10 protein-coding genes are annotated in these 12,036 nt (G+C 71.2%); 4 read left to right on the top strand and 6 right to left on the bottom strand.

Annotated features, from left to right (window positions below; genetic code table 11):
- Positions 1 to 6: 6 nt before the first annotated feature.
- Both nhaC and IEZ13_RS22715 read left to right on the top strand, forming a co-directional pair.
- Positions 7 to 1,494 carry a Na+/H+ antiporter NhaC gene (gene nhaC / locus IEZ13_RS22720; protein WP_183222993.1) on the top strand — a complete coding sequence of 496 codons (1,488 nt, stop codon included), beginning with the start codon at positions 7 to 9 and terminating at the stop codon, positions 1,492 to 1,494.
- Between the two features lie 2 nt (positions 1,495 to 1,496).
- Entirely contained in the window at positions 1,497 to 2,981 is a 1,485-nt protein-coding gene (locus tag IEZ13_RS22715; protein WP_203833860.1) for a basic amino acid/polyamine antiporter, read from the top strand.
- Positions 2,982 to 3,012: 31 nt separating this feature from the next.
- Here the strand turns inward: IEZ13_RS22715 and IEZ13_RS22710 are convergent, their stop codons facing one another.
- The 3 genes from IEZ13_RS22710 to mca form a co-directional block, all read right to left on the bottom strand.
- A complete protein-coding gene (locus IEZ13_RS22710) occupies positions 3,013 to 5,541 on the bottom strand; it encodes a putative bifunctional diguanylate cyclase/phosphodiesterase (protein WP_183222992.1) in 2,529 nt (842 codons plus the stop codon).
- A gap of 232 nt (positions 5,542 to 5,773) precedes the next feature.
- Positions 5,774 to 6,064: a hypothetical protein gene (locus IEZ13_RS22705; protein WP_221245828.1), complete on the bottom strand. Its 291-nt coding sequence runs from the start codon at positions 6,062 to 6,064 to the stop codon at positions 5,774 to 5,776.
- Between the two features lie 76 nt (positions 6,065 to 6,140).
- Positions 6,141 to 7,022, bottom strand: coding sequence for a mycothiol conjugate amidase Mca (gene mca, locus IEZ13_RS22700; RefSeq protein ID WP_183222990.1), 882 nt, complete (start codon positions 7,020 to 7,022; stop codon positions 6,141 to 6,143).
- Positions 7,023 to 7,136: 114 nt separating this feature from the next.
- Between mca and IEZ13_RS22695 the strand changes: the two genes are divergently transcribed.
- Positions 7,137 to 7,556, top strand: a complete 420-nt coding sequence (locus IEZ13_RS22695; protein WP_229794899.1) for a DUF4307 domain-containing protein — start codon at positions 7,137 to 7,139, stop codon at positions 7,554 to 7,556.
- A 127-nt stretch (positions 7,557 to 7,683) separates the two neighbouring features.
- Positions 7,684 to 8,178, top strand: a complete 495-nt coding sequence (gene greA / locus IEZ13_RS22690) for a transcription elongation factor GreA (RefSeq protein ID WP_183222988.1) — start codon at positions 7,684 to 7,686, stop codon at positions 8,176 to 8,178.
- Positions 8,179 to 8,227: 49 nt separating this feature from the next.
- On the opposite strand, the gene ilvA is transcribed toward greA, so the two are convergent.
- Genes ilvA through IEZ13_RS22675 form a run of 3 tightly spaced genes read right to left on the bottom strand, consistent with a single transcriptional unit; the run spans position 8,228 to position 12,013 of the window.
- The gene (gene ilvA / locus IEZ13_RS22685; protein ID WP_183222987.1) at positions 8,228 to 9,454 is read right to left on the bottom strand and encodes a threonine ammonia-lyase; all 1,227 of its coding nucleotides are present in this window, start codon (positions 9,452 to 9,454) and stop codon (positions 8,228 to 8,230) included.
- 22 nt (positions 9,455 to 9,476) lie between these two features.
- Positions 9,477 to 10,835, bottom strand: coding sequence for an amidase (locus IEZ13_RS22680; RefSeq protein ID WP_183222986.1), 1,359 nt, complete (start codon positions 10,833 to 10,835; stop codon positions 9,477 to 9,479).
- Between the two features lie 26 nt (positions 10,836 to 10,861).
- On the bottom strand, positions 10,862 to 12,013 hold the full coding sequence (locus IEZ13_RS22675) for a cystathionine gamma-synthase (protein ID WP_183222985.1): 1,152 nt from the start codon (positions 12,011 to 12,013) through the stop codon (positions 10,862 to 10,864).
- Between the last annotated feature and the right edge of the window lie 23 nt (positions 12,014 to 12,036).

The following is a 12,036-nucleotide window of genomic DNA, read 5'->3' as shown; positions in this document are numbered from 1 at the left end:
TGCGCCATGGCAGAACCTGAAGGACCGCCGGTCAGACGACCGTCGCTGTTCGATGCCGTCCTCCCGCTGGTCGCGCTGGCCACGCTGATCGCGGGTTCCCTGGCCCTGTTCGGTCTGGACGCGCTGGACGGGCCGCTGCAGGTGGCTCTGGTGATGTGCGCCGGGATCGCGGCGTTGATCGCACTGAAGAACGGGCACAACTGGCAGCAGGTGCAGTCCGCCGGGCAGGAGGCGGTCGGCTCGGTGACCAGCGCCGTGTTCATCCTGCTGGCCGTCGGCGCGCTGATCGGCACCTGGAACCTGTCCGGAACCATCCCCACGCTGGTCTACTACGGCCTCCAGGTGCTGTCGCCGTCGTGGTTCTACGCGGCCACGGCGATCATCTGCGGAATCGTCGCGTTGAGCATCGGCAGCTCCTGGACCACCGCGGCGACGATCGGCGTGGGCCTGGTCGGGATCGCCACCCTGCTCGACGTCTCGGCCGCGATCACAGCGGGGGCGGTGATCTCGGGGGCCTACCTCGGTGACAAGACCTCACCGCTGTCGGAGACCACCATCCTGACCGCGCAGATGGCCGGGGTCGACCCACGCGAGCACATCAAACGCCAGGTATGGACCTCCGGCCCGGCCTTCCTGATCGCGCTGGCCGTCTTCTTCGTCCTGGGCCTGGTCCAGGCCCCGGACGTGCAGGACGCCGTGGCGACGTCCACCGAACTGGCCGACCTCGACAAGCTGTTCTGGATCAGCCCGGTCAACCTGCTGCCGCTGGTGCTGCTGGTCGTGCTGTCGGTACGCAAGGCGCCGGCGTCACTGTCCCTGCTCGTCTCGTCGCTGTTCGCCGGCGTGCTCGCCGCGTTCACCCAGCAGCAGGTCGTCGCCGACTTCATCGCCGGGCAGGGCACCGTGCTGGTGGAATCGATCAAGGCGACCTGGCTGGCGATGGCGACCGGGTTCCACGCCGACACCGGCATCGCCGACGTCGACCGGCTCGTCTCACGTGGCGGCATGTCGAGCATGCTGTTCACCCTGTGGCTGATCTTCGGGGCCGTGACCTTCGGCGTCCTGCTGGAGAGGTTCGGGTTGATCGCACGACTGATCGACCCACTGATCGCCTCCGCGAAGAGCACCGGCCGGCTGTTCCTCACCGTGTTCGGGTGCGCCTTCGGCCTGAACCTCGTCGCCGGCGACCAGTACATCGCCCTGATCCTGCCCGCCCGTATCTTCCGGGTCGAGTTCGCCCGCCGCGGTCTCGCCCCGACGAACCTGTCCCGGCTGACCGCCGACAGCGGCACGGTCACCTCCCCGCTGGTGCCGTGGAACTCGTGCGGGGCTTTCATGGGCGCCACCCTCGGCGTCTCCACCCTGCTCTACCTGCCGTACGCCATCTTCTGCTACGCCAGCCCCGCGCTGAGCGTGCTGTACGGCGTCACCGGCTTCAAGATCGAAAGGGTCGAGCCAGCCACGGTCGACCCGTCGCCAGAACGGAGTGACTGACCATGGCCGACACCTCGCTCGGCGGCACAGCCGCCGGGACCCCGGTTGCCGACTCCCCGGTCGTGACACCGGGCAAGATGAGCATGCCCACGCTCACCGCGATGGTGGTCGGCGGCATGGTCGGCGCGGGCGTCTTCTCGTTGCCGGCACGCTTCGGTGTGGCCACCGGCATCCTCGGGTCGCTGATCGCCTGGGCGATCGCCGGAACCGGGATGCTGATGCTCGCCTTCGTCTTCCAGAACCTCGCCGTCCGCAAACCCGAGCTGGACTCCGGAGTCTTCATCTACGCCAAGGCCGGCTTCGGCGACTACGCCGGCTTCAACTCCGCGATCGGTTTCTGGGCCAGCGCGGTCGCCGGCAACGCCTTCTACTGGGTCTTCATCTCCGCGACTCTGGGCGCGTTCTTCCCCGCCTTCGGCGACGGCGACACCGTCGTGGCGCTGGTGCTGTCCACCGCCGGCGTCTGGCTGTTCCACTACGTCATCGCGCGCGGCGTCCGTGACGCGGCCATCATCAACCGGATCGTGACCGTCCTCAAGATCATGCCGATCCTGGTCTTCATCGTGGTGCTGTTCGTGTCGTTCGACGCCGGCATCTTCGCCGACAACTGGACCGCCACCGGTTACGGCGACCTCGGATCGCTCAACGAGCAGGTCCGCAACACCATGATCATCACGACGTTCGTGTTCCTCGGCATCGAGGGCGCCAGCGTCTACTCGCGCTACGCCAAACGACGCGAGGACGTCGGCAAGGCGACCGTGCTGGGCTTCCTGACCGTACTGTCGATCTTCTCCCTGGTGACGTTGTCGAGCTACGCGGTGATGACCCAGCCGGAGATCGCCGGAACCCGCCAGCCCTCGATGATCGGCGTGTTCGAACACGTCGTCGGCGACTGGGGCCGCTGGTTCATCAGCGCCGGCGTCATCATCTCCGTCCTCGGCGCCTACCTGGCCTGGACCCTGATGGCCGCCGAGGTGATGTACATCCCGGCCCACAGCGAGGACTTCCCCGCCTTCCTCGGCAAGGAGAACGACAAGGCGACCCCGATCACCGCGCTCGTCGTCACCTCGCTGTCCGTCCAACTGCTGCTCGCGGTCACCCTCGTGCTGACCGACGCGCTCAACTTCATGCTCGACCTGTGCACCAGCCTCGCGCTGATCCCGTACTTCCTCGCCGCCGCATACGCGCTGAAACTCGGCCTCACCGGCGACTCCTACCAGGGAGTGCCCGGCCGGACCCGCCGCAGAGAGACGATCATCGCCGGCATCGCGACCGCCTACACGCTGTTCCTGTTCGAAGCGGCCGGCCTGAAGTTCCTGCTGCTGTGCTCGGTGCTCCTCGCCCCCGCCACCCTGCTCTACGTCAAGGCCCGCAGCGAACGGGGCCGCCGGCTGTTCACACCCACCGAGGTCGTCCTCTGCATCCTGATCGTGGCCGCCGGAGTCTTCGGCGTCGTCGGCCTCTGGACCGGCTTCATCGCCATCTGACGCGGCCTCCGGGACCGCCGGCGCCGGCCTCTCACGCGGTCGAGGCGTCGTCCGCGCGCAACGGGGTCACATTGCCACCGGAGGCCGACCGGGCGAGCTGGGACAACGCCTGAACGATCGTGTCGGCGGGCATCGGCTTGCAGAAGTGGTAGCCCTGCGCGGACGGGCAGCCGAGCGCGATGAGGGCGGCCCGCTGCTCGATCGTCTCGATGCCCTCGGCGACCACCCGCACGCCGAGCCGGGCGCCGAGCTCGACCGCGCCGCGCACCACCGCGCCGGCCGCCGCGGAGTCGATCATCTCGTCCACGAACGACCGGTCGATCTTGATCTCGTCGACCGGCATCCGGGTGACCGACGCCAGCGAGGAGAAGCCGGTGCCGAAGTCGTCGAGCGACACCTGGACGCCCGAGGACCGCAGCCGGGCCAGCACCTCGTCGACGATCTCCTGCTCGCTGACCGCCACCGACTCGGTGATCTCCAGGACCAGCCGCGACGCGGGGGTACGGTGCCGGCGCAGCGCCTCGGTCACCTGGGCCGGGAAGGTCGGGTCGGTAAGGCTGCGGGCCGAGACGTTCACCGAGACCGGTACGTCGATGCCGTTCGCCGTCCAATCCGCCGCAGAGGCGAGGGCCAGGTCGAGCACCCGCCGGGTGAACGGGATGAGCAGCTCGCTGCGCTCCACGGCGGGCAGGAACTCGGCCGGCGACAGATTGCCGCGCCGAGGGTGCCGCCAACGGACCAGGGCCTCGACCCCGGTCGGCTCGGACGTGACCAGGTCCACGGCGGGTTGCAGGTGCAGCATGATCTGGTCGTCGGCGGCGAACGCGTCCTGGAGGTCGGCGAGCAGCGCCAGCCGGTCGGTGCTGCTCGCGTCCTGCCCACTGTCGTACGTCCCGACGGTGACGCCCAGTTCCCTGGCCCGCGTGGTCGCCAGCGACGCACGGCGCAGCAGCTCGCCCACCTCGCACTGGCCGGCCCGCTCCACCGCCACGCCGACGGTCACCTCGATCGACAGCCGGACCCCGGCCACCTCCATCGGCACCCGTAGCTGTTCGACCAGCTCCCGGGCCCGGCGCAGGGCGGTCGGCAGCGGGCTGGGCTCGCCGTGTGCCGGGGCGGCCGAGTCGGCCAGCGTCGCGACCGGCGCCAGCAGGGCGAACTCGTCGTCCCCGGTCCGCCCGATCAGTTCCCCGTCCCGGATCAGGCCGCTGAGCCGGTCCGCGATCACGCGCAGCACCTCGTCGCCGCCGCCGTGGCCGAGCGTGCTGTTCACCTCGCCGAACCCGACCACGTCGAGCAGCAGCAGCGCGACCGGACGGTCCCGGTCGAGCAGGCGCACCAGCGGGTCGCCCTCGGCGCTGAGCGAGACCCGGTTGATCAGGCCGGTAAGCGGGTCGTGCACCCGCTCGTGGGCGGCGCGCGCCTCCACCTCGACGATCCGCTGGTGGGCGGCCGCGTCGTGCAGGGCCCCGGCCAGCGCCTCCCCGTACGCCGCGATCGCCGCCTCGTCACGCGGCACCGGCAGCCCGGGCTCGGCGAGCCAGACGGTGAGCTCGCCGACCGGGCGGCCGGACACCGCCATGGTTCGGGTGATCGCCGGGCCGGAGCGGCCGCCGGTCGAGTCCAGCAGTCCGGGGAGGTCCTGGGCGTACCGCCGGCAGCCGTGGCCGGTGCGGACCTCCAGCTCGGCCCGGCGGGCGCCGAAGACGTCGAGCGCGCCGAGCAGCCCGGACCGGGCCACCTCGGCCTCGCTGGCGCCGGGCAGCCGGGCGGTGGCGGCCGCGAAGGCCTCCCACATCCGGCGCTCCTCGGCGGCGCGCAGGTGGAACCGGTAGGTGCGGTGCAGCAGCCACAGCACCGGCCCGAAGGCGAGCAGCCAGAACGGCTCCCGGATCAGGGCGTAGACCGCGCACAGCCCGACGATCAGGTTCCCCACTGTCATCGGCAGCTTGGCGTAGAGCACCCGGGTGGCGATCTGCCCGGGGTGTGCGTCCCGGTGCAGCATCAGGGTGAGCACCACCAGGCCGAACGTGATGAGCAGGTAGGTGCCGGCGCCGGCCATCAGGGCGAGCGGCAGCCGGGCGCTGTGCACCGGCACGTCACCGGCCAGCATCGAGGTGACCAGGGCGGCCCCGGCCACGCCGAGGGTCATCGAGGCGATCAGGTGCACGATCTCGGTGACGTTGCGCAGGCCGGTGAACCAGGCGAGCACGAGCCACGCGGCACCGGTGCCGGCCAGGGTGGCGGCGGGCAGCCAGCCGGCCGGGGCCAGCACGAAGCCGACCACCACGGCGGCCTCCGCCCAGCTGACCGACACGGCGTCCGGGCCGAGCCGGAACCGCAGGCCGGCGAGCTGGGCGATGGCGGCGAGCACGGCGGCCACGCAGACGCCGTAGACCGGGGCGAGCGGGCGGCCGTCGGCCGGCCGCACGGGCTGGAACGCCCCGAGGACGACGGCCGCGGCGGCGGCGATCACGACGACGGCGGTGAGGATCCGCACCGGGCGGGGGCGGCCGGACAACCCGGCGGAGCCGAGCCGGGAACGCGATGGGGACGTCATGGCGACGCCCGCCTGCGCACGGCCGGATGCACGTGCAGCGCGGTTACCGAGAGTCGGCGCCGAACCGTGGTCATGTCGGCGCCCCCTTCCGCGCAGGGTCCGAGGGCCGTGCGGCCCCCGGGCGGAAGGCTAAATCAATCGCGATGAACGCAACAGGGCTTGACGTCGCCGGAAGGGACACACTCGGCGCCCGACGGCCGAAACCAGGCGGGCCGGCCGGCGGGCGTCTCGATCAGGAGCGCTCGCGCCCGTCGCCGGGCGCGGATCCACTTTGCTCCTCGGGCACGCCCGCCACCTCGGCTTCTGCTGGTCCGGCGGCCGCCCCCGATCGATCGGGCTCGACCTCGGCGGCCGCCGCGGCGCCGGAACTCCCGGCGCCGGCGGCGTCCCGGGCGATCTGCGCCACACGATCCCGCTCACCGGCCGCCGGGAAACTGTCGGGAAGCCGACGAATGCGCTTGTTCATGTTGCGGATCAGCAGCACGGTCGCTACGCACATCAGGACGATCAGGAACAGGCCCATCGGGCCGGCCAGACCGCCCGATCGGGTGTCACCGAAGTTGTTGACCGCGAAAACGTCCACCCCGCCAGCCTACTGCTCAGTGGGCGCCGACCTTCTCCCGGATGCCCGCGAACAGGTCGGACTCCGGAATCGGGCTGTCGACGACCGAGCGGGCCAGCTCGAAGTCCTCGGTGGGCCACACCTTCTGCTGCATCTCGAGCGGGATGTGGAACCAGAAACCGTCCGGGTCGACCTGGGTGGCATGGGCGCGCAGCGCGTCGTCACGAACGCCGAAATACTCGCCGCACTCGACCCGGGTGGTGATCTTGTCGCCCCGGTCGTGCCGGTCCGACCACTTCTCCAGCCACTCCGTGTAGGGCGACTCGAGCCCGGCCGCGAGCATGCCCTCGTGCAGCGCGAGCATCCGCGCGCGGGTCCAGCCGGAGTTGTAGTACAGCTTCGAGGGCTGCCACGGCTCGCCGAGCTCCGGAAACTTCTCCGGGTCGCCGGCCGCGTCGAAGGCCACCACCGAGATCTTGTGGCACATGATGTGGTCCGGGTGCGGGTAGCCGCCGTTCTCGTCATAGGTCGTCATGACGTGCGGCCGGAACTCGCGGATCAGCTTGATCAGCGGTTTCGCCGCCTCCTCCGGGTCCTGGAGGCCGAAGCAGCCCTCCGGCAGCGGCGGCAGCGGGTCGCCCTCGGGCAGGCCGGAGTCGACGAAGCCGAGCCAGGCCTGGTCGACGCCGAGGATCTCGCGCGCCCGGTCCATCTCGGCGCGGCGGATGTCGGCGATGTCGGCGAGCACCTCGGGCCGGTCCATCTTGGGGTTGAGGACGCTGCCCCGCTCCCCACCGGTACAGGTCGCGACCAGCACCTGGACACCCTCGGCGACATATTTCGCCATGGTGGCGGCACCCTTGCTCGACTCGTCGTCGGGGTGCGCGTGCACGGTCATCAGACGCAATTGCTCGGCCACGGTGTTGAAATCCTCTCGACCAGGCCTGCCGCGGGCAGACCGGGATCGGCTGCGAAGATGGACTCTGCCATTCTGGCCGATCCCACCGACAACGAACGCACGAGAGGTCGACAGGTGAGCGAGACGCACACCACAGCGCCGGTCTTCCCGCCCGGCCGGTACGGTCGCCGCCGTGAGGGCCGCCGGCGCCGTTGGCCGTTCGCGCTCGCCGTGGCGGTGTTCGCGCTGCTCCTGGGCGGGCTCACGGTCGCCTACTACGACAAGTACGGGCAGACCGACTACAGCCCGGAGATCGTCGGCTGGAGCATCCCGTCGGACACCCGGATGGTGATCGAGTTCCGGGTGCGGGTGCCCGAGGGCGGTCAGGCGTACTGCATGTTGCGGGCCCGCGACTACGACGGCTTCGAGGTGGGCCGCCGGCCGGTGACCATCCCGGCGCCGGCCGACGGCGGCTCGGTCACGCTCCGGGAGCCGGTGACCACCACGGCCCGGGCGGCGGTCGGTGACGTGATGGGCTGCCGCGCGGCCGACTAGACGCGCGAAACTTTCGACTTCCGGCGGAAGTGAGCACCGCTGGTAAGCTTGGTGATTCGCTGCGTTCAGGATCCGAGCAGTGACCCCCTAGCAGTGACTTTGCCCAGTTCCAGCAAGGAGATCGACCGTGTCCAGTTCCGAGACGCCGAAGACCTGGCTCTCCCAGGACGCTCACGACCGGCTGCAGGCCGAGCTCGACGAGTTGATCGCCAACCGGCCGGCGATAGCTGCGGAGATCAACGCCCGGCGCGAGGAAGGCGACCTGCGGGAGAACGGCGGCTACCACGCCGCTCGCGAGGAGCAGAGCCGCCAGGAGGGCCGGATCCTGTACTTGAAGGAGTTCCTGCGCAACTCGGAGATCGGTGAGGTTCAGAAGAGCGACACGGTCACCCCGGGCTCGGTCGTGACGATCTACTTCGACGACGACCAGACCGACACCGAGACGTTCCTGCTCGGTTCCCGGGAGATCTCGTCCACCACCGCGCACACGGTCTACAGCCCCGAGTCGGCCCTGGGCCAGGCCATTCTCGGTGCCCGCCCCGGCCAGACGGTGACCTACACGGCCCCCAGCGGCGCCGACATCAAGGTCACCGTGGTCGAGTTCGGCCCGTTCGAGGGCTGATCCCTTCGCGACGGCCCGCGGTGCCTCCGCCGCGGGCCGTTTCGCGTTCTCAGGGCGTGGTGTCGGCCAGCAGCGCCACCCGGTAACCGGCGTCGCGCAGCGCCTTGATCAGCGCCGACGAGTGCGCCGGCCCCCGCGTCTCCACCGACAGCGCCACCTCGACCTCGCCGAAGCTGAGCCGCGGGCTCTGCCGCGAATGGTTCACGTCGACCACGTTCGCCCGCTGCCCGGCGATCTCGCGCAGCAGCCGGGCCAACTGTCCGGGCCGGTCGGTGCAGCGCACCGCGAGCCGCAGGAACCGGCCCGCCGAGGCCAGCCCGTGCTCGATCACCCGCATCAGCAGCATCGGGTCGATGTTGCCGCCGGACAGGATCGCCACGACCGGGCCGTCGAGGGGGACGTACGCCCCGGTCAGCAGCGCCGCGACGGCCGCCGCCCCGGCCGGCTCGACCACCGTCTTGTGCCGTTCCAGCAGCACCAGTAGGGCCGCCGACAGGTCCTCGTCCTGCACCGTGACGATCTCGTCGACCAGCTTCGCGACATGCGCGAAGGGCAGATCGCCGGGCCGCCGGACGGCGATGCCGTCGGCGATCGTGGCGCACGCGTCCAGCTTCCGGGGTGCTCCGGCTTCGAGCGAGACGGGGTACGCCGCAGCGCCGGCCGCCTGCACCCCGACGATCCGGATGTCCGGCCGCAACGCCTTGGCCGCGACCGCCACACCGGAGATCAGCCCACCGCCGCCGACCGCGGTCACGATCGTGGTCACCTCCGGCCGCTGCTCCAGGATCTCCAGCGCCACGGTGCCCTGACCGGCGATGACGTCCGCGTGGTCGAACGGGTGGATCAGCACCGCCCCGGTGGTGGCCGCGAAGTCGTGGGCCGCCTCCAGCGCGTCGTCGACACTGGTCCCGGCGTACTCGACGGCGGCGCCGTACCCCTTGGTGGCGGAGACCTTGGGCAGCGGCGCACCCTCCGGCATGAAGACGGTCGCCTGCGTGCCGAGCAGGCCCGCCGCGAGCGCCACCCCCTGGGCGTGGTTGCCGGCGCTGGCGGCGACCACACCGCGCGAGCGCTCCGCGCCGGACAGCCGGGCGATCCGGGTGTAGGCGCCCCGCACCTTGTACGACCCGGCGCGCTGCTGGTTCTCGCACTTGAGCCAGACCGGCACCCCGGTGATCTCGCCGAGCGGCCGGGACGGGATCAGCGGCGTCTTCTTGACCACCGTGGCGAGCAGATCTCGGGCGGCCTCTACGTCGGCGAGAGTGAGCAGGTCCATGGGCTCCAATCGTGCCACCAGCTCACACGAGGGCGTGACGCTGCCAGGGGTTGAGCACCTCGAACTGGCCGGCCACCGCGAGCATCAGCAGCTCCGAGTCGGGCGGGCCGACCAGCTGCACGGCCAGCGGCAGCCCGTCCGGCCGGAACCCGACCGGCACCACGATCGCGGGCAGTCCGGCGTAGTTCCACGGGGCGGCGTACGGCGCGTACGACGCGTTGGCCCACATGTTCTTACGCCAGGCCGTGGCCGAGTACTGCACGGCGGGCGGCGGCGCGGTCGCCAGCGCCGGGGTGAGCAGCAGGTCGATCGAACGGTCGGCGAAGAACTGGATGGACCGCTCCCGCCAGGCGTCACGCTGCCGTTGCCGGACCAGCCCGGCCTTCGTGACCGCCCTGCCGAGCTGGATGTGCCGCCGGGTGCGCGGCTGGAGCCGCTCCAGCGGGAGGCCCTCGGAGTTCTTGTACGCCCCGGCGAACCAGGTGGCGAGCACCCCCAGCGCCACCCCGGTCGGGTAGGTGGGGTCCGCGGTCACCGTGTCGTGCCCGGCGTCGACGAGCAGCTTCGACGCCTTCGTGACGGCCGAGACGTTCGGCTCGTCCGGTTTCACGCCGGCCGCCGGCGAGCGCAGCGAGACACCGATCCGCAGCTTCGACGGCTCCACCAGCTTGCCCGGCACCTGCCCGGCGAGGACCGCGAAGCCAAGCGCGGCGTCGGCCACCGTGGTGGCCAGCATGCCGTTCTCCACCAGGCCGAACCAGTCCTTGTCACCGAAGTCGACCGGGACCGCGCCGCGGCCCGGCTTCAGCCCGACCAGGCCGCAGCAGGCCGCCGGGATCCGGATCGAGCCGAGACCGTCGTTGCCCTGCGCGAGCGGCACCAGCCCGGCCGCCACCGCCGCCGCCGACCCGCCGGACGAGCCGCCCGGGGTCCGCTCCAGGTCCCACGGGTTGCGGGTCGGCCCGTCCTCGTCGTCGGTGACCGCCCAGAGGCCCATCTCCGGCATCCGGGTCACCCCGACCACGACGGCGCCGGCCCCGCGCAGCCGGCGGACCACCTCGTGGTCCTCCTCGGCGACCTCGGGGGTACGCGCGGCGGCCGAGCCGTGCCAGGTGGGCAGCCCGGCGACCGGGGTGTTCTCCTTGACCGCGACCGGCACCCCGGCGAGCGGCAGGTTGGCCAGGTCCTCCTGGTCGTCGACCTTCTCCGCCTCGGTGATCGCCTCACCGCCGCGGACCACCCGGAACGCGCCGAGCGCCGGATCGGAGATGCCGATCTGCTCCAGATGGTCGGCCACGACCTGGGTGGCGCTCGCGTCGCCGCGGCGCACCGCGCGAGCGATCTGTTTAGCGGTTGCTCCCACCCAGGTCGTCGAGTCCATCGCGCAGAATCTCCAGCGTCGGTCAGTTATCCGAGAGCCTGCTCCAGGTCCGCGAGCAGATCGTCAACGGTTTCGATGCCGACAGACAGTCTCACGAGATCGGCGGGAACCTCAAGCGCTGAGCCCGCAGCCGACAGATGTGTCATCTGGCCCGGGTGCTCGATCAGCGACTCCACACCGCCCAGCGACTCGGCGAGCACGAAGAGTTTCGCCCGGTTGCAGACGGCCACCGCCTGCTCCGGGCCGCCGGCGGTACGGAACGAGACCATGCCGCCGAACCTGCTCATCTGCTTGGCCGCGACCTCGTGACCCGGGTGCGTCTCCAGGCCCGGGTAGAGGACCTGGGCCACGGCCGGGTGCTCGCTCAGGTAGGCGACGATCCGCTCGGCGTTGTCACAGTGCCGGTCCATCCGTACGCCGAGGGTCTTGATCCCGCGCAGGGTGAGCCACGCGTCGAAGGGGCCGTTCACCGCTCCCATCGCGTTCTGGTGGAAGGCCAGCTCCTCGCCGAGCCCGGCGTCCGCGGTGACCAGGGCCCCGCCGACCACGTCCGAGTGGCCGCCCAGGTACTTGGTGGTCGAGTGGATCACCACGTCGGCGCCGAACGCGAGCGGCTGCTGGAGGTACGGCGACGCGAACGTGTTGTCCACCGCGAGCATCGCGTCGTACTCGTGGGCGAGACCGGCCAGCAGCGCGATGTCGTTCACGTTCAGCAACGGGTTGGTCGGCGTCTCGGACCAGATCAGCCGGGTGTGCCCGGGACGGAAGGCGGCCCGCACCGCGTCGATGTCGTCCAGCGGCACCGCCGTCCAGTCCAGGCCCCACCGCTCGGCCACCTTGCTGAACAGCCGGAACGTGCCGCCGTACGCGTCGTTCGGGATGACCACGTGATCCCCGGGGCGGCACACCGTACGCAGCAGGGTGTCCTCGGCCGCGAGGCCGCTCGCGAAGGCCAGCCCGCGCCGCCCGTTCTCGATCGCCGCGAGGCACTCCTGGAGCGAGTCCCGGGTCGGGTTGCCGGACCGGCTGTACTCGTAACCCAGGCGGGGAGCACCGACCGCGTCCTGTGCGTAGGTGCTCGTCTGATAGATGGGCGGCACCACCGCGCCGGTCCGTGGGTCCGGCTCCTGGCCGGCGTGGATGGCGAGGGTGTCGAACCCATAGCTCTCAACGGTCATGTTGCGCAAGGCTAGTCTCACCT

Source organism: Actinoplanes campanulatus, assembly GCF_014647795.1.
GTDB classification, from domain to species: domain Bacteria; phylum Actinomycetota; class Actinomycetes; order Mycobacteriales; family Micromonosporaceae; genus Actinoplanes; species Actinoplanes campanulatus.
The sequence above is the reverse complement of the archived record's forward strand: the minus strand, read 5'-3'. Positions and strand labels throughout refer to the sequence as shown.